General features: G+C 68.6%; 21 protein-coding genes and 1 tRNA gene. 11 read left to right on the top strand and 11 right to left on the bottom strand.

All coding sequences use genetic code 11. The annotated features are described in order from the left end of the window. The first annotated feature begins 1 nt into the window (after position 1). Entirely contained in the window at positions 2-616 is a 615-nt protein-coding gene (locus tag AB4Z18_RS13260) for a GyrI-like domain-containing protein (protein WP_441783203.1), read from the top strand. Positions 617-634: 18 nt separating this feature from the next. Here the strand turns inward: AB4Z18_RS13260 and AB4Z18_RS13255 are convergent, their stop codons facing one another. Continuing rightward, positions 635-1459 carry an aldo/keto reductase gene (locus tag AB4Z18_RS13255; protein ID WP_441783202.1) on the bottom strand — a complete coding sequence of 275 codons (825 nt, stop codon included), beginning with the start codon at positions 1457-1459 and terminating at the stop codon, positions 635-637. A gap of 124 nt (positions 1460-1583) precedes the next feature. Between AB4Z18_RS13255 and AB4Z18_RS13250 the strand changes: the two genes are divergently transcribed. Further along, the gene (locus tag AB4Z18_RS13250; protein ID WP_441783201.1) at positions 1584-1865 is read left to right on the top strand and encodes a Fe-S cluster assembly protein HesB; all 282 of its coding nucleotides are present in this window, start codon (positions 1584-1586) and stop codon (positions 1863-1865) included. Positions 1866-1927: 62 nt separating this feature from the next. Here the strand turns inward: AB4Z18_RS13250 and AB4Z18_RS13245 are convergent, their stop codons facing one another. Then, on the bottom strand, positions 1928-2353 hold the full coding sequence (locus AB4Z18_RS13245; RefSeq protein ID WP_441783200.1) for a hypothetical protein: 426 nt from the start codon (positions 2351-2353) through the stop codon (positions 1928-1930). Between the two features lie 158 nt (positions 2354-2511). Here AB4Z18_RS13245 and AB4Z18_RS13240 point away from each other — a divergent pair, with 158 nt between their 5' ends. Together AB4Z18_RS13240 and AB4Z18_RS13235 are read left to right on the top strand one after the other, a co-directional pair. After that, positions 2512-3660, top strand: coding sequence for a zinc-dependent alcohol dehydrogenase (locus tag AB4Z18_RS13240; RefSeq protein WP_441783199.1), 1149 nt, complete (start codon positions 2512-2514; stop codon positions 3658-3660). A 13-nt stretch (positions 3661-3673) separates the two neighbouring features. Further along, positions 3674-4240: a hypothetical protein gene (locus AB4Z18_RS13235; RefSeq protein WP_441783198.1), complete on the top strand. Its 567-nt coding sequence runs from the start codon at positions 3674-3676 to the stop codon at positions 4238-4240. A gap of 9 nt (positions 4241-4249) precedes the next feature. Here AB4Z18_RS13235 and AB4Z18_RS13230 read toward each other — a convergent pair whose 3' ends face one another. From AB4Z18_RS13230 to AB4Z18_RS13215, 4 genes are all read right to left on the bottom strand, one after another. After that, complete coding sequence (locus AB4Z18_RS13230) at positions 4250-4966, bottom strand: DUF4190 domain-containing protein (RefSeq protein WP_441784006.1); 717 nt, start codon at positions 4964-4966, stop codon at positions 4250-4252. 238 nt (positions 4967-5204) lie between these two features. Beyond that, positions 5205-7298 (bottom strand): ABC transporter ATP-binding protein, encoded by a 2094-nt coding sequence (locus AB4Z18_RS13225; protein WP_441783197.1) that lies wholly within the window; start codon positions 7296-7298, stop codon positions 5205-5207. Between the two features lies 1 nt (position 7299). Then, a complete protein-coding gene (locus AB4Z18_RS13220; protein WP_441783196.1) occupies positions 7300-9033 on the bottom strand; it encodes an ABC transporter ATP-binding protein in 1734 nt (577 codons plus the stop codon). Between the two features lie 121 nt (positions 9034-9154). Beyond that, on the bottom strand, positions 9155-9712 hold the full coding sequence (locus tag AB4Z18_RS13215; protein ID WP_441783195.1) for a dihydrofolate reductase family protein: 558 nt from the start codon (positions 9710-9712) through the stop codon (positions 9155-9157). Positions 9713-10014: 302 nt separating this feature from the next. Here AB4Z18_RS13215 and AB4Z18_RS13210 point away from each other — a divergent pair, with 302 nt between their 5' ends. Further along, positions 10015-10794: an MBL fold metallo-hydrolase gene (locus tag AB4Z18_RS13210; protein WP_441783194.1), complete on the top strand. Its 780-nt coding sequence runs from the start codon at positions 10015-10017 to the stop codon at positions 10792-10794. Between the two features lie 9 nt (positions 10795-10803). On the opposite strand, the gene AB4Z18_RS13205 is transcribed toward AB4Z18_RS13210, so the two are convergent. Continuing rightward, on the bottom strand, positions 10804-12435 hold the full coding sequence (locus AB4Z18_RS13205) for a RecQ family ATP-dependent DNA helicase (protein ID WP_441783193.1): 1632 nt from the start codon (positions 12433-12435) through the stop codon (positions 10804-10806). Between the two features lie 23 nt (positions 12436-12458). After that, on the bottom strand, positions 12459-12974 hold the full coding sequence (locus tag AB4Z18_RS13200; protein ID WP_441783192.1) for a DUF2231 domain-containing protein: 516 nt from the start codon (positions 12972-12974) through the stop codon (positions 12459-12461). A 158-nt stretch (positions 12975-13132) separates the two neighbouring features. Here AB4Z18_RS13200 and AB4Z18_RS13195 point away from each other — a divergent pair, with 158 nt between their 5' ends. Further along, the gene (locus AB4Z18_RS13195; protein ID WP_441783191.1) at positions 13133-14140 is read left to right on the top strand and encodes an SDR family NAD(P)-dependent oxidoreductase; all 1008 of its coding nucleotides are present in this window, start codon (positions 13133-13135) and stop codon (positions 14138-14140) included. On the opposite strand, the gene AB4Z18_RS13190 is transcribed toward AB4Z18_RS13195, so the two are convergent. Further along, a complete protein-coding gene (locus AB4Z18_RS13190; protein WP_441783190.1) occupies positions 14134-15144 on the bottom strand; it encodes an SDR family NAD(P)-dependent oxidoreductase in 1011 nt (336 codons plus the stop codon). The two genes, AB4Z18_RS13195 and AB4Z18_RS13190, sit on opposite strands and share 7 nt — an antisense overlap. A 174-nt stretch (positions 15145-15318) precedes the next feature. Here AB4Z18_RS13190 and AB4Z18_RS13185 point away from each other — a divergent pair, with 174 nt between their 5' ends. Further along, the gene (locus AB4Z18_RS13185) at positions 15319-15543 is read left to right on the top strand and encodes a hypothetical protein (RefSeq protein ID WP_441783189.1); all 225 of its coding nucleotides are present in this window, start codon (positions 15319-15321) and stop codon (positions 15541-15543) included. Between the two features lie 79 nt (positions 15544-15622). Then, the gene (locus AB4Z18_RS13180) at positions 15623-15988 is read left to right on the top strand and encodes a hypothetical protein (RefSeq protein WP_441783188.1); all 366 of its coding nucleotides are present in this window, start codon (positions 15623-15625) and stop codon (positions 15986-15988) included. 9 nt (positions 15989-15997) lie between these two features. Here the strand turns inward: AB4Z18_RS13180 and AB4Z18_RS13175 are convergent, their stop codons facing one another. Both AB4Z18_RS13175 and AB4Z18_RS13170 read right to left on the bottom strand, forming a co-directional pair. Beyond that, positions 15998-16996, bottom strand: coding sequence for a quinone oxidoreductase family protein (locus AB4Z18_RS13175; protein WP_441783187.1), 999 nt, complete (start codon positions 16994-16996; stop codon positions 15998-16000). 7 nt (positions 16997-17003) lie between these two features. After that, the gene (locus tag AB4Z18_RS13170) at positions 17004-17297 is read right to left on the bottom strand and encodes a GNAT family N-acetyltransferase (protein ID WP_441783186.1); all 294 of its coding nucleotides are present in this window, start codon (positions 17295-17297) and stop codon (positions 17004-17006) included. 171 nt (positions 17298-17468) lie between these two features. Between AB4Z18_RS13170 and AB4Z18_RS13165 the strand changes: the two genes are divergently transcribed. The 3 genes from AB4Z18_RS13165 to AB4Z18_RS13155 all read left to right on the top strand — a co-directional run bounded on the left by AB4Z18_RS13165 (position 17469) and on the right by AB4Z18_RS13155 (position 18751). Next, positions 17469-18248 (top strand): dienelactone hydrolase family protein, encoded by a 780-nt coding sequence (locus AB4Z18_RS13165; protein WP_441783185.1) that lies wholly within the window; start codon positions 17469-17471, stop codon positions 18246-18248. 15 nt (positions 18249-18263) lie between these two features. After that, the gene (locus AB4Z18_RS13160; protein WP_441783184.1) at positions 18264-18650 is read left to right on the top strand and encodes an MmcQ/YjbR family DNA-binding protein; all 387 of its coding nucleotides are present in this window, start codon (positions 18264-18266) and stop codon (positions 18648-18650) included. 28 nt (positions 18651-18678) lie between these two features. Next, positions 18679-18751: transfer RNA gene (locus AB4Z18_RS13155), tRNA-Arg, on the top strand. Positions 18752-18875 lie beyond the last annotated feature (124 nt).

Below are 18875 nucleotides of genomic sequence, written 5' to 3'. Positions count from 1 at the left end.
GGTGAAGGTCGACCTGAAGAAGGAGCTCGCGACCTATCGTGCAAAGCGCGGGCGCTTCGACGTCGTGACCGTGCCGCCGCTGCGCTACCTCGCGATCGACGGCGAAGGCGACCCGAACACGGCCGAGGCCTATCGGGATGCGCTGCAGACCATCTATCCCGTGGCCTACGCCCTCAAGTTCCTCAGCAAGCGCGTCCTCGAACGCGACTACACGGTCATGCCGCTGGAGGCGCTGTGGTGGGCGGACAACCTGGAGTCGTTCACGAGCGCGCGCGACAAATCCCGGTGGCACTGGACCGCGCTGAACCTCGTGCCCGACTGGATCGATGACGAACACCTCGACTCCGCCCGCGACACCGTCGCACGCAAGGGCGAGGCGCCTGCCCTCGATCGCCTGCGGGTGGAGACCCTCGACGAAGGCCTGTGCATCCAGACGTTGCACGTCGGTTCGTACGACGACGAGGCGCCGGTGCTGGAGGCGATGCACAGCACCGTCATCCCCGAGTCAGGCCTGCGGATGACCGGACGCCACCACGAGATCTACCTCAGCGACGCGCGCCGCACCGCGTCCGAGAAGCTGCGCACCATCCTGCGCCAGCCGGTCGAGCGCGCCTGACCTCGGCGGCTGTCGCGCTCAGCCCAGGTCGTCGGGGTCCTTGCCCGTCCGCTCCCCCGACTCCAGGGAGGCGATGGCCGCGAGGTCGTCCGCATCCAACTCGAACCCGAACACGTCGATGTTGGCGCGGATGCGTTCGGGCGACGTCGACTTCGGGATGACCACGTTGCCGAGCTGCAGCTGCCAGCGGATGACGACCTGCGCCGGGCCGACCCCGTGTTTCGCCGCGAGCCGGTCGAGCGTCGGATCGCCCAGGATGCGTCCCCGCGCCAGCGGCGACCACGCCTCGGTCACGATCCCGTGCGCCGTGTCGTACGCGCGCACCTCCCGCTGCGGCAGCCACGGATGCAGCTCCACCTGGTTGACAGCGGGAACCGTCTCCGTCTCGCGCGCCAGCCGATCGAGGTGGTGCGTATGGAAGTTGGCGACCCCGATCGAGAGCGCCCGGCCCTCATCCCGCACCCGTTCGAGTGCACGCCAGGTCTCCACATACTTGTCGCTCTGCGGAGCCGGCCAGTGGATGAGGAACAGGTCGACCGCATCGAAGCCCAGCCGCTCGAGGCTGGCGTCGAACGAGCGCAGTGTCGAGTCGTACCCGTTCTCCGTCCACCACACCTTGCTGGTGACGAACACCTCCGCGCGTTCCAGGCCGCTGCGGCGAACGCCCTCGCCCACACCGCGCTCGTTCGCATAGAACGCCGCCGTGTCGATGTGGCGGTACCCCGCATCCAGCGCTGCCAGGACCGCATCCGCCGTCTCGGCATCCGGGATCTTGTAGACGCCGAAACCCAGCTGCGGGATGGTGCGGCCGTCGTTGAGGGTGCGCTGCGGGATGCTCGCCATGGCTTCATTCTGCCGCGCAGAGGGCGGTGAGCGTTCCCTGGCAATGGCCTCCATGGCGGTTGCGCCCCGGCGGCGCACGCGGGAATGTAGGCGACTCCTGGAACATCGAGAGGAAGGAGAGCGCATGCTCACCCTCACTGAGAACGCCAGCACGATCGTCAAGACCCTGACCGAGCAGTCCCCGGACGAGTCCGCCGGACTGCGCATCAGCAGCAACAACCCCGACAACACGGCTTTCGCCGCGGCGGTCGCGCCGGAGCCGGAGGCTTCCGATCAGGTGGTCGAGTCGGGAGGCGCCCGGATCTTCCTCGAGACGCAGGCGGCCGAGGTGCTCGACGACAAGGTGCTCGACGCCCAGGTCGACGACCAGGGCGCGGTCAGCTTCGCGATCGGCGTGGCCGCGTAGCGGACGCCGCTCGCCGAATGCGCGAAGGGCCCGGAGCCATCGGCTCCGGGCCCTTCTCCACGTCAGACCGCCCGTGTCGAGTCGGTTGGGCTGTCCTGTCCCTCGCGGCCGGGCGCCGACCCGTCCTCAGAATCGGGATCAGGATCGGGAAGCGCGTCCGCCACGATCGGTTGCGGGGCAGTCCGTTGCTCCGGGAGCCCCCACAGCGCTTCGCCCTGGCCCGCATCCAGCAGGAATTCGACCGCGAGCGTCCACAGCGGCACGATCTTCATCGGAGGAATCTCCTCCTCGCCGGGGAAGTGCGCCGCAAAGTGCACCTCCGGCTCCCCGTGGATGGGCTCGGCCGCCGTGACGAGCCCGTAGTAGTTGTCGTCGTCCACCACCCGCCAGCGCCCGGTGCGTCCGTGCTCCGGCTCCAGCCGCACGTTGTACCCGCCGTACGAGAACTCGGGTCCGGGTGGCAGCGAGGCGCGCGCATCGTTCGTCATGCTCCCGTTGTACGACCGAACCCCGCGGGAGACAACTCGTTCACTTGCCTAGCGAAACGGTGTACGGCTACACCCGCCTCCGCGGCTGTCAACGCCTCGACTGCCGGCGCTGTTCGGCATCGACTGGGCGGAGCGAAAAGGCGAAGGGAAGGATCCACATGCTGGCGATGACGTACCGCGGGCCGTACAAGATCCGCGTCGAGGAGAAGGACAGGCCCAAGATCGAGCATCCCGGCGATGCGATCGTCCGGGTGACCCTGGCCGCGATCTGCGGCTCGGACCTGCACCTGTATCACGGGATGATGCCGGACACCCGGATCGGCCACACGTTCGGTCACGAGTTCATCGGTGTGGTGGACGAGGTCGGCCCGGACGTGCAGAACCTCAAGGTCGGCGACCGGGTCATGGTGCCGTTCAACATTTTCTGCGGAAGCTGCTACTTCTGCGTCCGCGGCCTGTACTCGAACTGCCACAACGTCAACCCGAACGCGACCGCCGTCGGCGGCATCTACGGTTACTCGCACACCACCGGCGGCTACGACGGCGGACAGGCGGAGTACGTGCGCGTGCCGCTCGCGGACGTCGGGCCGACCATCATCCCCGATTGGATGTCGGACGAGGATGCGGTGCTCCTCACCGATGCCTTGCCCACCGGCTACTTCGGCGCCCAGCTCGGCGAGATCGCCGAAGGTGACACGGTCGTGGTGTTCGGCGCCGGCCCGATCGGCCTGTACGCGGCGAAGTCGTCGTGGCTCATGGGCGCCGGGCGGGTCATCGTGATCGACCACCTCGACTACCGGCTGGAAAAGGCGCGGCAGTTCGCTCAGGCCGAGACGTACAACTTCGTCGAGGTGGGCGACGTGGTGCGCACGCTCAAGTACGCCACCGACGGACTCGGCGCGGACGTCGTGATCGACGCGGTCGGCGCGGAAGCCGATGGTTCGGCGCTGCAGCACATCACGGCCTCCAAGCTGAAGCTGCAGGGCGGGTCGCCTGTCGCGCTCAACTGGGCGATCGACTCGGTCCGCAAGGGCGGGACGATCTCGGTGATGGGCGCCTACGGGCCGCTCTTCAGCGCCGTGAAGTTCGGCGACGCCATGAACAAGGGCTTGAGGATCAACACCAACCAGTGCCCGGTGAAGCGGCAATGGCCGCGCCTGTTCGAGCACGTCAGGAACGGGTACCTGAAGCCGAGCGAGATCGTCACCCACCGCATCCCGTTGGAGCACATCCAGGACGGCTACCACCTGTTCTCGACGAAGCTCGACGGGATCATCAAGCCGCTCGTCGTGCCGAGCGCAGCGTAGAGAGGACGCCGTCATGCCGTACGTCGCAAGCGACCACACGAAGAATTTGGACCGGGAGGCGCTCCGCCAGCGTATCCCCGGCTGGGGCGTCGACAGCGACCCCGCCGACCGTCCCTCCCACCCCCGGGAGCGGACCGTGCCGGAGGACACGGGCGCCCACTGGACCCTCCCCGTGCTCCAGGAGCCGCGGGAGGGCAGGGAGAAGTCGGTCGAGCACTCGATGCTGACGCCGGTGTTCGGAACGGCCCAGCCGCTCCACGGCGTCTCGGGCGCGATCCGCCGGTACGCCTACGACCGGTACAGCGAAGGTCAGACCGCGCACTGGCTGCTGCTGGTGGTCGGTGACCGGGTGGATGCGATCGGTGCCCACGTGAAATCGCTCGCCAGCCGCAGACCCGACGACCCGATCACCGAGTCGGGAGTGCTGTCGGAACTGGGACACCGTCCACTGTCTTCTCGGTTCGGCAATCAGCGGGCGGACGTCAAGCACAACTGGCTCGATCCGATCATCGTGCTCGGACCGTGGGTGCTCGCCGGGGTGGTCGCCGTCCGTGTCGTGGCGAAGGTCGTCAAGCACTGAGGCTGCAGGTCACTTGCCTGATGAACATGCTTTCTGGAAGCCATCAAACGCTTCGAGGATCGCCTCGACGTGCAGGAGGTACGTGTACTGCACGTCCGGCCCATCGGCCGTCGAGTTCGCCTGGATCACTTTGAGATAGGCCAGCATGTCGTTCAGTTCATCGGAGACGCCGTCGGCCGCAACAGCGACTTTGCTGTCGGTGACTTCTGCCGCGGACCTTTCGAACTGTGCGACGACCACGGAGACATCGTCGACCGCCGCCTCGGGGTCGCTGGCGAAGGTCGAAGACACGCCCTGAATCGATAGCACGGCCGCCTGGAAGTCGTTGCCGACCTGCGCGCACTGAAACGACTTACCTCCATCCAGGTTTTGCGGGAATTGGCCGAGGGCAAGTGCGGCGGACCCCGTCGTTCCCAGCAAGGCCCCCGCGGCGATCACGGCGATGGTCGCGATGACCGAGATCACGATCTGAACACCGCCTATCACGACGCCCGCGATCGCGAACCCGCGGCCCTTCTGGCCGGTGCGCTTGAGCTGCGTCAGTGAGATGATGCCGCAGATCACGCCGGCGAGGCCCACGAAGAAGGCGGCGACGAAGGCGACGATGGCGAGGACGTTCGTGGTGTTCGCCGGAGGTGCCGGCGGGGCGGGCGTTGCCGCATCGTCGGCGTAGGTTGTGGGCGCTCCCGTGTGCTGCTGCTGCGTCGGGTCGTTTTCGAAGGTCATCGGCACTCCATGGCGGGTCAGATCGCCAGGCGCGATTCGCCTGATCCCCTGCCTATGAAGACGAGCGATGCGTACATTCGTGACGCCGGGTTGACCGCCGACGCGGACGCATCGTTCTAGCCGCACCCCGCGGCGCCGGTGTCAATCGACTGGCGCCGGCGCCGGCGGGGTCGTTCGATGGTCCCCGGTGCGCGGGCCTCCGCAACCCCGCTAGGCGGCTCGCGCACCACCTTCGCGTTTACGGTGCCGCGACCTCTTCCGGGACACCCGGGTTCTGCTGCTGCCCAGCCTCGTGCTCGGCCTCCGCCTCGGCGTCGTCCCCGCGGAACTGCGTCATGTAGAGGTCGTAGTACGCACCGCGCCGCTCCAGCAGCGTGGCGTGGTCGCCCTGCTCGACGATCCGCCCCTGCTCCATCACCAGGATGGTGTGCGCATCCCGAATGGTGGAGAGCCGGTGCGCGATGACGAACGACGTCCGGTCGGTGCGCAGAGCCGCCATCGCGTGCTGCACGAGCAGCTCGGTACGCGTGTCGACGGACGACGTCGCCTCATCGAGGATGAGCAGCGACGGGTTCGCGATGAAGGCACGCGCGATCGTGAGGAGCTGCCGCTCACCGGCCGAGACGTTTCCGCCTTCGGCGTCGATGACCGTGTCGTAGCCGTCGGGCAGCTGGCGCACGAAACGGTCGACCATGGTCGCCTTCGCTGCGGCGATCACCTCGTCGTCCGTCGCGTCGAGCCGGCCGTAGCGGATGTTCTCGCGGATCGTGCCGGAGAACAGCCAGGCGTCCTGCAGCACCATGCCGACCTGGCCGCGCAGCTCGTCGCGCGACAGATGCGTGGTGTCGATCCCGTCGAGCCGGATCGTACCGCCGGTCAGCTCGTAGAACCGCATGATCAGGTTCACGAGGGTGGTCTTGCCCGCACCCGTCGGCCCGACGATGGCGACCGTGCTGCCCGGCTGGACGCTGAGCGACAGGTCGCGGATGAGCTCGTTTTCCGGGTCGTACGAGAAGTCGACGTGGTCGAGCTCCACGCGGCCGTCCGCCCGCTCCGGCAGGTGCTCGGTCGCCGTATCGGCCGTCTGCTCCTCCGAGTCGAGGAACTCGAAGGTCCGCTCGGCGGACGCGACACCGGACTGCAGCATGTTCGCCATACCGGCGATCTGGCCGATGGGCTGCGAGAACTCGCGGGAGTACTGGATGAAGGCGGTCGCGTCGCCGATCGTCAGCTGTCCGGCGGCCACCTTGAGTCCGCCGACCACGGCGATGAGCACATAAGAGAGGTAGGACACGAAGTTCATCGCCGGCATGATGCTGCCGGACACGAACTGTGCGCCGACCTGCGCCTGGTGCAGCTTCGAGTTGCGGGCGTCGAACTCGTCGAGCATCACCGCGTCCCGGCCGAAGGCCCGGACGAGGTCGAGGCCGGAGTACGACTCCTCGATGTGGCCGTTCAGCGATCCCGTGGAGGCCCACTGGGTCGTGAACAGCTTCTGGGAGCGCGAGCCGATGACACCGGCGATCACGCCGGAGAGCGGGATGGAGACCAGCGCGATCAGGGCGAGCTGCCACGACACGATGAACATCATGATCCCGATGCCGATCACCGTCAGCACGGACTGGATCAGCTGGGAGAACGCCTGCTGCAGTGCCGTCTGGATGTTGTCGACGTCGTTGGTCACCCGCGACATGAGGTCGCCGCGCTGACGGGTGTCGAAGTAGCTGAGCGGAAGGCGGTTGAGCTTGTCCTCGACGTCCTTGCGCAGCCCGTAGACGACCCGCATTACGAGTGCGTTGAGCAGGAAGCCCTGCCACCACTGCAGCAGCGAGGCCACCAGATACATCGTCAGCACGATCAAGAGCAACCGGCCGAGTTCGGTGAAGTCGATACCCTGCCCGGTGGTCACCCCGGAGCCGGCGATGACGTCGGCGAGCTGGCTCTGTCCGCTGTCGCGGAGCTGCTGGACGACCTGGTCGACGGGCACACCCGGGGGCAGCTGCGAGGAGATGACGCCCTGGAAAATCACGTTCGTCGCGTCGCCCAGGATCTTCGGCGCGATCACGACGAGCGTGACCGACACCACCGTCAGCAGCGTCACCCAGGCCATCCCGAGCCATTCAGGCTTGAGAAGGCCCAGCAGGCGCTTGAAGGAGGGCCAGAAGTTCTTGGCCTTCTTCGCGGGGGCGCCGCCGAACATGTCGCCGTCGGCCTCGCCAGGCGTGAAGTCGTACTCCTCCTCGAGTTCATCGAGGACGATGTCCTTCGCGGTCGGGTTCTGCCCCTCCTCGGGGCGGCCGCCGCGCTTCTTGCGGTCTGTGGTGCGTGCCATCTCAGGCCACCTCCAAGCTCAGCTGCGACTCGACGATCTCGCGGTACGTCTCGTTCGTCTCCAGCAGTTCGTCGTGCGTGCCGCGGCCGACCACCCGTCCGTCGTCCATGACGATGATCGTGTCGGCCTCGCGGATGGTGGAGACGCGCTGTGCGACGACGATCATCGCCGCATCCCCGGTGGAGTCGGCAAGCGCACGGCGGAGACGCGCGTCGGTCGCGACGTCCAGCGCCGAGAACGAGTCGTCGAACAGGAACACCTTCGGGTCGGAGACGAGCGCCCGGGCGATACAGAGCCGTTGGCGCTGCCCGCCGGAGACATTCGTGCCGCCCTGAGCGATGCGCTCCTCGAGCCCGTGCTCCTTGGCACGCACGAAGTCTTCCGCCTGGGCGATGCGCAACGCCTGCCACAGCTCTTCATCGGTGGCGTCCGGCCGGCCGAACCGCAGGTTCGACGCGATGGTCCCGGAGAAGAGGTACGGTCGCTGGGGCACGAGCCCCAGCACTCCGGCGATCTGCTGCCGGGTGAGCGCGTCGACGGCTACTCCCCCGATGAGGACGTGTCCGCTCTGCGGAGTGAACAGGTTGGCGATCACGGACACCAGGGTGGTCTTCCCGGAGCCGGTCGATCCGACGATCGCGGTCACTCGACCCGGCTCCGCCGTGAAGGACACATCGCTGAGCACCGGCTTCTCGGCGCCGGGGTAGCCGAAGGTCACATCCTGAACCTCGACGCGCCCGTCGGCGGGCACCGTGATGGAGGTGCCATCGGCCTGCTTTGTGCTGGGCTCGGCGCCGAGCACCTCCTGGATGCGCTCGGCGCAGACCATCGCGCGCGGGATCATCATCGCCATGAAGACGCCCATCATCACCGCGACGAGGATCTGCAGAAGGTACTGCAGGAACGCCGTCAGGGCTCCGATCTGGATGTCACCGGCATCCACCCGGTGACCGCCGAACCACAGCACCGCGACGGTCGCCACATTGAGGATGAGCATGATGATCGGGAACATCAGCACGAAGACGTTTCCGACCTTGACCGAGATGCGGGTCAGGGCCGCGTTCGCGTCGTCGTAGCGCTTGGTCTCGAACCGCTCCCGGACGAAGGCGCGGATCACGCGGATGCCCACGATCTGCTCGCGGATGACGCCGTTGACCCCGTCGATGCGCTCCTGCATGATGCGGAACATCGGGAGCAGCACCGCCACGAGGATGCCGACCACAACGAAGAGGACGGCCACCGACACCCAGATCAGCCAGGAGAGCCCCGCATCCACGCGCACCGCGAAGATGATTCCCGCGATGCACATGATCGGCGTCGACACCATGAAGTTGAACGTCATCAGCAGGAGCATCTGCACCTGCTGCACGTCGTTCGTGTTCCGGGTGATCAGCGTCGGAGTGCCCCAGCGGGCGAGGTCGAGCGAGGGCAGCGCATCCACCTTGCGGTAGAAGGAGCGCCGGATGTCCTTGCCGGCCGTCATGGAGGCCCGCGCACCGAAGTAGGTTGCGGCGACCGCGGCGATCACCTGGACGAAGCAGACGATCAGCATCATGCCGCCCGTGCGCCAGATGAAGTCGGTGTCGCCCTTGACCACGCCCTTGTCGATGATGTCAGCGTTGAGCGTCGGAAGGTAGAGCGCGGCCATGGTGGCGATCAGTTGCAGGATCACGACCGCCGTGACCGCGCGCCAGTAGGGGCGCACGAAGCGAAGAGAAAGACGAAGCAGAGTCACAAGAGTTCCCCGGTGTGCTGTGTTGTGTGGATGCCGACGCGAGCAACGAGCGGCACGTTCGACGTTATCGAGTAATGAGGACAGGAAACGTCCTCAATGAAGGGACGTCGCAGGCCGGTGGTCAGGCGGCCGTGTAGTGAAGATGCACCACGCCGTTGTCGTACGCGTCGTGGTGACGCAGCCGCAGTTTAGCGGGCGCGCTCCCCTCCGGGAACAGTCGCGCCCCGGTCCCGCGGACCACCGGATAGACGAAGAGGTGCAGTGAGCCGACCAGCCCGTCAGCGAGCAGGGAGCGAACCAGGGAGCCGGACCCGCTCACGTACACGCCGCCGCTGAACCCGTCGGCGAACTCGCGGATGCGGTCCGCATCGTACCCACCGAGGGCACGCGAGTTGTGCCAGGTGCTCTCGGCCGAGGCGTCGTCGAGCGAGCTGCTGACGACGCCTTTGGGGCTGTCGTTGAAGAACGGCGCTCCTGGGTCGTCTTCCGCAGTGCGCTGGGACCAGGCGGGGGCGAACATCTCGAAAGTGCGCCGACCCAGCAAGATCGCATCGGAGGAACGTGTGATTCGCCCGATGTCATCACCCATCTCGGGATCGAACCCGAACTCGGCCGTCCAACTCGGGTCTTCGTAGACACCATCCAGCGACACGAACTCGTGCACAGCGATCGCGCCCATGAGATTCCCCTTTCCCCCGCAACAGCATAGGGGCTGGCTCGCGATCACGGAACGGTCGCAGCGCAGCCTGAATGTACGTCTCGGCAGCGTGGCGGCGGTGTGACGAGCTTACCCGTACTACCCGCCACACCGCCTGAAGCAGTCCGGCCGTTCATCCAAACCCTTCATTTGGGAAGACGCGCGTCGACGGCATTCGTGACGCGATCCCGGCCGACCACGTCCTGCTGTCAACCCCTGACCGTCGCATAAGCCACGGCGTACACACGGAGCAGACCGACGGGAGGCCCTTCGTGAACCGGTCCATGACTCTCACCGCCGAGCGCCGGATGGGCGCGCCGCGGCTGACCCCGGAGGTGGTGCCCGGCGTCCACCGGCTGGAGCACGCATCCACCAACTGCTACCTGCTGGCCGACGGGGACGCGTGGACCCTGGTGGATGCCGCGTTCCCGAACACCTGGGGGGCCCTGATCAAGGCAGCGCATGAACTGGACCTGCGGATGCGAGACCTGCAGGGCATCGTGCTCACGCACGGGCACTTCGATCATGTGGGCTTCGCCGAGCGGGCCGTGGAGGAGCTCGGGGTCCCGGTCTTCGTGCATCCGGGCGACCGCCGGCTCGCCGCTCATCCGTATCGCTACCAGCGCGAGCACACTCCTTTTGTTTACCCCTTCCTCTACCCCCGCTCGCTCGGGCCGGTGGCCGGGATGCTGCGGGCGGGCGCCCTCAACGTGAAGGGCGTCGAGGAGGTGTCTGACCTTCCGGAATCCGGCACCGTGGAGCTTCCCGGTCGGCCCGAGGTCGTGTTCACGCCGGGGCACACGTTCGGGCACTGCGGGCTGCTGCTCCGCGACCGGGAGACGCTGCTCAGCGGCGACGCCATCGTCACCCTCGACCCGTACAAGGGCATCCCGGGGGCTCAGATCATCGCCGGCGCTGCGACGGCGGACTCCGATCAGGCGCTGGCGTCGCTGAACGTGATCGCGGCGACCGGCGCACGCGTGCTTCTTCCGGGGCACGGCGAGCCCTGGCGCGACGGTGCCGAGGCGGCTGTCGCGTCGGCGCGCGCCATCGGGCGGAGCTGAGCGCGGTCGTCAGGCTGCGGGTCCCAGCACCTCGAGCAGTCCGCCGTCGGTGACGGCGGCGAGCGACAGCACCTTGTACCCGGCCTCGTCGAAGAACACCGTGAGGCGGTCGGCTTCCGTGTGCATCACGATCCCCGGACCCCACGTCTCGTGCCTCACCCGGGCCGACAGCGGGAAGGCCTCCTCGATGCCGACGTCGTGCTCGTCTGCCCATCGCTGCGCGCTACCGGACGAGCAGGTGTCGCAGTTGCCGCACGGCGCGGGCAGCTCTTCACCGAAGTAGCCGAGGAGGAACTGCCGACGGCACATTCCCGTTTCGGCATACTCCTGCATCAGCTGGGCACGGGAGTGCTCGATGCGCTGTCGGGCGTCGGCTTCCGCGACCGCACGGGATGCGGCTTCGGCGGGCGTGAGATCGCCTGCATGGAGGTCGTCGTCGCTGCCAGACAGCACGTCGGCATCCCGGAGCAGCCCGAGCAGTCTGCCGAGGGACCGGACGCTGATGTCGACGCGTTCGGACAGCTCGGACCGGGTGATGCCCGGGGTGGATCGGACGGCGGCGACCACTCGGGCGAGCTCGTCCGCGTCGGGCCCGCCCCCGGAGAAGAACTTGGTGAGAGCGAAGTCCTCCGGACGGTAGTGGAGCGTGACCAGCGCAGGAGCACCGTCGCGCCCCGCGCGTCCCGCCTCCTGGTAGTAGCTGTCGAGGGAGTCGGTGACCGAGGCATGGACGACCGAGCGCACGTCGTGTTTGTCGATGCCCATCCCGAACGCGCTGGTCGCGGTGACGACGCGAGCGCGGCCGTCCATGAACCGCTCGTAGACGTCTTCGCGCTCGGCGCTGCGCAGACCCGCATGGTAGGCCGCCGCCGGGACGCCCGCCTTCTCGAGTTCCTCCGCGTACAGCTCGGCGTCCTTCCGCGTCGCGACATAGACGAGGCCCGAACCGTCCATCCCGAGAACCTGCTCGACGACGGCGCTTCGCTTCGCGGCGTCCTCTTCGTGCCGGACCACCTCGAGGCGCAGGTTCGGCCGGTCGAACCCGGTCGCGAAGAGCCGCGGCTTCCGCAGGCCCAGCCGCTCGCCGATCTCTGCGCGGACTGGTGGTGCACCGGTCGCGGTCATCGCGACGACCGGCGGATGCCCGAGCTCGTCGATGACGTCGCCCAGCAGGAGGTAGTCGGGACGGAAGTCGTGACCCCAGGAGGAGACGCAGTGCGCCTCATCCACCGCGAACAGCGTGACGTCGATGCCGCGCAGACGCTCGCGGACCTCCGGGTTCGCCAGCTGTTCCGGCGCGAGGAAGGCGAAACCGGCCTCGCCGGACTCGAGCGCCTCCCAGTCACGTTCCCGCTCGCGCTGGCCGGCCGACGAGTTGATGGCCACCGCGCGAGGGACGTCCTTCGCCTCAGTGAGGGCGCGCACCTGATCCTCCTGCAGGGAGATCAAGGGCGAGACCACGATGGTGACCCCCTCCAGGATCGTGCCTGTCACCTGGTACAGCGATGACTTGCCGTACCCCGTCGGCATGACGGCGAGCACGTCGCCGCCTGCGAGCAGAACCTCCATCGCCTCGCTCAGACGCGGGCGCAGCTCGTCCCAGCCGAACGACTCGCGGGCGACCTCCTGGATGCGCGACATGGCGCTACCGTAGCCGCTCCCGCTCACCGGGTGTACGCGCGCTCTTGGTCCTGCTCGTCCGCGACCCGGACGCCGTGCCGGTAGGCGAGCTCGCCGCCGAGGAAGCCGGAGACGCCGACAACCAGGATGCCGATCAGCGCCAGCACGAAGCCGGCGACACTCGGTTCGTCCGGATCGCCGGCCCGCACGATCGCGCTGACGATGAAGAGCACCAGCGCGGTGGAGTTGAACGCGAGGTGGTAGACCGCGGTGCGCCGCACCTTCGTGCCGGAGGGCAGCTGCGAGAAGTCGAGCAAGCCGAACACAGCGGCGACAAGTCCACCGATCACGCCGATGACGACCAGCCAGAGAGCGCCGACCGAGAGCGCGTCGGGCGCGGCACCGAGCAGCGCGGCGATGTCGAACACGACGGCTGCCGTCCATGCCCCGATGGGAATGGTGACGACGGTGGCGTGGAAGGGGTGGCCGTACGGGCCGGCGATCACGGAACGCGGCCGCTTGGCTCGGCGGAAACCGGGGTCGATGTCGGGGGCGGTCATGGGGTGCTCCTTTCCTCCCCTGCATCGTCGGACGATACCGGGCGGTACGGGAGGCCTTCCCCGGCGCGCGGCGGGCGCGTATGGTCGCGGCCCGCGCGTGCCGACGAACGACTGTCAAGGCCTGAATTCAGGACCTACGCACGCCTACCGTGCCGCGCATGAGCGCATCCCCTGTCGTCGTCATCACCGGAGCCTCCAGCGGCCTCGGCCGCGGTACCGCCCTCGCCTTCGCCAAGAGGCACGCCAGACTCGTCCTGGTCGCGCGGGGCGCGTCGTCGTTGAGGGAAGTCGCCGCCGAATGCACCGCGCACGGCGCTCGGGATGTGGCGACCGTCGCCGGCGATACGACCGACGAGGCCACCGCCGACCGCGCTGTGGACACCGCGATCGCCCGGCACGGACGGCTCGATGTCTGGATCAACGACGCCTCGGTCAGCAGCTACGGCGCCTTCTGGGAGCAGTCGTCCGACGACTTCCGGCGCATCCTCGACGTGAACATCACCGGCTACGCGAACGGCAGCCGCAGCGCACTCCGGGTGATGATCCCGCAGGGGTCCGGGCTGATCGTCAACGTCGCCTCCATCCTGGGCGAGGTGCCCCAGCCGTACACGGCGGCGTACTCGATGTCGAAGGCGGCCGTCATCGCGTTCGGTCGCAGCGTCCGCTCCGAGCTGTCGTTGGCGAAGTCGCCCGTGCACGTCGTCACGGTGCTGCCGCCGACGCTCGACACTCCCTTCTTCCACCACGCCGGTAACCGGACGGGACGCGCACTCCAGGCTCTGCCTCCCGTCTACCCGCCGACGGAGGCAGTGGATGAGATCCTCGCCGCGTGGAAGAACCCGGGGAAGCCGGAGCGCGGTCACCGCGTCGGGCAGAGCGCTGGTCCGGCAGCACCGGCGGCGGCCGCCGGTCGTGGAGGCGGCGATCGCCCGGCAGACAGAACTCGGGCAGTTCACGAAAGGGTCGGCCGCTCCGACGACAGGCAATCTGTATTCGCCGTCCGCCCCGCCGCTCGGCGTGACCGGCGGCTGGGGCGGCCGGAGCAAGCAGACGGGTCGCCTGCTTGCCGTCGCAGCACTCGCCGGCGCGGCGGCCTACGCCGTCCGTGCCGTGCGAGCGAAGCGCGACTGACCCGACTGCCCGCTCTCGTCCTGCAGCTCTACTGAACCGACCATCCACCGTCGCTCGGCAGCACGGCGCCGTTGATGTTCACGCCGTCATCGCTCAGCAGGAAGGTGATGGATGCGGCCAGCTGCTCCGCCGTCGCGATCGTCGGGATCTGCTGCTGGAACGGGGTGAGCCGCGCCATTCCGGACTCCGACGGGTGCGCGGGCATAGGGATGCCGGTGGCCACGCCACCCGGTGCGACGGCGTTGACGCGGATGCCCTGCGGCCCGTACATGAAGGCCGTGCTCCGGGTCAGGCCGACCACACCGTGCTTTGAGACGGTGTAGGCGGCGCCCGACGCGTTGCCGCGGAGCCCTGCCTCCGAGGCGACGTTCACGATGGATCCGGTCCCCGCCTGGAGCATCGCAGGCAGCACGGCGCGGGTGAGCTTGAAGCCGCCGGTCAGATTGATCCCGATGGTGCGGTCCCAGACCGCGTCGGAGGTCTCGTGCGCCGGCGAGAAGTCGTCGTTCACTCCCGCGATATTGGCGAGGGCGTCGATGCGGTCGCCTGCGGCGGCGACGATGCTGTCGATGTCCTCCTGCTTGGTGATGTCGCCGACCACGGTGGTGACGGCGCCATCCGGCAGGGATGCGGCCAGTTCGCCGAGGCGGTCAGCCGAGATGTCCACGGCGACGACGCGGCCGCCTTCGCGCGCGATCCGGGAGGCGGTGGCCCGCCCGATTCCGGAGGCCGCACCGGTGACGATCACCGTACGGCCGTCGAACCGGCCCGGCGTGACCTTCTCGACCCATCCCGTCTCCACGTCCTCCGGCATCACGCCGTCGTTGACCTGGAGCACGAGGCCGTCGACGACGGACTGGGGCATCTGGCCCTGGCTGAGCGCCACCAGCTGCTGCAGAGGGAGCCCGCGTACCGGCGCCAGCATCTCCTCGCCGACGCCGGACTGGGCGAGCAGCCCTTGGATTAGTGGTGCGCCCTTCGGGTGCTCCAGCCATTCGCCGATGGTGCTGTGTGCGGTCAGCGGCTTCGGATCGGTCATCGTCGTCCTTTCTCTGTGGAGTCGTCCTGTGGAGTCGTCGATCGATTATGGCACTTAGTGCCTTAAAGCCGCCTGGCTAATGCCCGAACGCGCGGGAGCACCGCAAGGGGTTGTCAGCGGGCCATTCGGGCGTATCCGTGGTCGTTACACGAAGTTGCAGGAAAGGGGGCCGCGATGGAGACGGTGCTCGCCGTGCTGGAACGCGACGACGACGCGTTCGAGATCGAGTTCGAGCGGACCAGCGAGCCGCCGTTCGAGCTGCGCCTCCCCTCCAACATCGGCGGGGCGGCCGTCATGGACGTCTTCGACCTCTGCGATTCGACCCTCTGGCCGGAGATCATCCGCTACCGGTTCTCGGAGTGCGTGCCGGTCGTGATCGGCTCGGTCGACGACTTCTGAGTTCGACCCGCGGCACTCGCGGTCTGACGTTTCGTCGCTGCATTCCCCGCGGAGCACCGCGCTGGCTATGCTGTGCCGCATGAGCACCAAGAGCCGTCAGGCCCCGCACCAGGAAGAGACGCTGCACGTCGGCGGGAGCCGGGGGCTGTGGGGCGCCTTCGCCGGCCTCATCACCGCCGTGCTCATCGCCTACCCGCTGTCCGCGTGCATCGCGTTCGCCACGCACCCGAGCACCCAGAAGCTCTTCGGAGGCCGCCTCGAGTCCGCGTCCGCCGGCGGCTTCGCCGCGTTCTGGTGGGTACTCGCGCTCGGCTGCCTCGCGCTCCCGTTCCTCGTTGGTTTCGGCATCGCCCGGCTGTCGTCGCGCGCCGTCGTCACTATCGGCGGCATCGTGGTGCTGTTCATCATCGCCGTGGTCGTGCTCGGGCAGATGTTCGCATTCTGACCGATCGCATCAGCGGAGGGCGAGGACGACCTTCCGCCCCGGCGGGGACGCTTCGGCGGCGCGGTGCGCATCCCACACGTCGGCGAGCGGGATGACATCCGGCTGGGCCGTGCGCAGTGCGCCCGACGCCGCGTCGGCAAGCAAGGAGGCGAGCGCCCGGCGGTAGTCGTTGCGGCGCGTGGCGATGAGGAACGGTGTGCTGCACACGCGCTCGGACCGGCTGCGGGCCGTCCGAGCGGCGCCCGCCAGCGCGTCGACGTGCTCGTGCCCCTGCCGCCCCGGGAACGCGGTGCGCACCACGACTCCGTCGGGGGTCAGCGCCTCACGCACGCGCTGCGACCCCGTGTGGTCGATCGCCGCATCCATCGGTCCCCCGGCCGCCTCGCGAACCTGCTGCGGCCAGTCCCGCGCCGAGTAGTCGACGACGGGGATGCCGAGCTCGGACACCGTGTCACGGCTCCGCTCGGAGGCGGTGCCGACGACGGTCCGGCCCGAGCGCTGAGCGACTTGCACGGCGAGCATCCCTACTGCTCCGGCCGCCCCCTGCACAAGGATGCGCGGGGCCGCACCGGCGAGTTCCAGCGCATACGCCGCGGTGATGCCGTCGAGTGGGAGGACGGCCGCGTGCGCCGGATCCATTCCGTCGGGGACGGCGACGAGCAGCGTTGGGGCGACGGTCAGGACGGTGGTGTGGGAGCCCATCCGGGGCAGCGCCCCGGCGACGACGGCACCGGTGCGCAAGCCCAGCGCGACCGAGACCGCCGACTCGGTCATCAGCTCGCCGACAAAGTCGTAACCCGTGACGAAGCCGGGCAGCGGCTGGAACACGTAGCCGCCCGCACGTGCGAGCACGTCCGTCGCGCCCAGCGACGCGTGGGTCACCCGCACGAGCACCTCGTTCCCACGCGGCGGTCTCACCGCTTCGCGCGCGAGCACCATCGCCGTCGGGTCCCCGAAGCGGGACACCCGGGCGACGACGCGAGAAGGGACGTCCCCCAGCCGACCCATCGGCCGCTCAGCCGGCGCGGCGCTGCAGCAGCGCGGCACGCTCGGGGTGGGCCTCGAACCAGTCGCCGACGTACCAGCACATCGGCACGATCTGCCGCGCGCCGTTCTTCTCGATGTCGTCGACGGCATACTCGACCAGCTGCGCGGCGTACCCCTTGCCGCGATGCTGGGGCACGGTGAAGGCCCTGGTCAGCGAGATGGAGTCGCCCAGGATGCGGTAGTCGAGCACGCCGACGAGCTCACCGTCGATGTGCATCGCGTAACGGCTGGCATCCTTCTGATCGCTGAACTCGGTGGCCATGCGCCCATGGTACGTCCCTGATACCCGCGCGTAACCCGCGGTAGGGTGAAGACGTGGGATCCCGACCCGCACCCGAGGGTTCCCGCGCGCATCCCGCGACCACGTCACAGCAGACCCGGCCGCCGGCGGCACCCGCCGACCGTGCGACGTGACGACCCTGGAGCACCCACCGTGACGTTCGACACCCCGTCGCCCGCACTCGCCCCCGCCTTTCAGGCCCTGCTCGAACAGGTGCCGATCGGTGAGCACTCGGTCATCGAGGGCGAGGTGATCTCGTACGAGCACGAAGGCCTGCCGATGGAGGGATACCTCGCGCGCGACGTGCAGGCGGACGAGCGCCGGCCGGGCATCCTGGTGCTGCACGACTGGGGCGGCGTCGGCGACAATGTCCGGATGCGGGCGCAGATGCTGGCCCGGAGGGGCTACGTCGCGTTCGCCGCAGACCTGTACGGCGCCGGCGTTCGGCCGACCGGCGACGCAGCGCCCGCGGAGGCCGGGAAGTACTACCGCGACCTCGGCCTGCTACGCGCCCGGGTCGCGGCGGGCTTCAGCTGGCTGCAGCAGCATCCCGCTGTGGACCCCGCGCGCCTCGCCGTGATCGGCTACTGCTTCGGCGGGACCGCCGCCCTCGAGTTCGCCCGCACCGGTGCGCCGGCGCGCGCGGTCGCGTCCTTCCACGGCGGCTTGATCGCGCACGACCCGTCGGACGCGTCGCAGATCGCGGCATCCCTGCTGATCCAGACCGGTGGCGACGACCCGGTCGTGCCCGACGAGGCAGTGGTCGCGTTCGAGCAGGAGCTGCGCGGCGCGCCGCACGTGGACTGGCAGGTCACCACGTATGCGGGCGCTCCCCATGCGTTCACGATTCCCGGCACCGACCGCTACCGGCCCGCGGCGGATGCGCGGAGCTGGCGTGCGCTGGTCTGCTTCCTGGATGAGATGTTCCGCTGAGGAGGGATGTGGACGATGGAGCACCCACTGCTGTTCGAGGAGGGCGACCCGCTCGTCGCGCGGGTGCGCGCGCTCTGCCTGGCGCTCCCCGAGGCCGTCGAGACACTGAACCACGGCCGGCCGTCGTGGAAGGCGGGCGAGAAGGGACGCGCGTTCGCCGTGCTCGGGGCCTCGATGGACCGCCCGGACACCCTCGTCTTCAAGCCCGATCCGGCCGAGGCGCCGGCGTGGCGAGAGGACGCCCGCGTCTTCGTCCCGAAGTATTGGGGACCGAGCGGATGGCTGGCGATCGACCTCGACCGCACGGTCCCTGACGGGACGGAAACGGCCGAACTGATCGAGACGTCGTACCGCCAGGTCGCACTCCGCCGCCAATTGGCGGTCCTGGATGCCGTCATGTAAGCTCGTATCCGGTCCGCGTGCGGATCATGCGCCACTAGCTCAACGGATAGAGCATCTGACTACGGATCAGAAGGTTGGGGGTTCGAATCCCTCGTGGCGCACACTGGTTGAGACAGTAGGAAAGCCCCGCCCGGCGTGACGCCGTGCGGGGCTTTTCGTTTGTGCGGGCTCTGTACGTCGGGCCGGCCGGCTTAGGTACGTCGGAGGATGCGCCCGAAATCTCCG

The sequence above is a fragment of the Leifsonia sp. 2TAF2 genome (genome assembly GCF_052115085.1).
Lineage (GTDB): Bacteria > Actinomycetota > Actinomycetes > Actinomycetales > Microbacteriaceae > Leifsonia.
The sequence above is the reverse complement of the archived record's forward strand: the minus strand, read 5'-3'. Positions and strand labels throughout refer to the sequence as shown.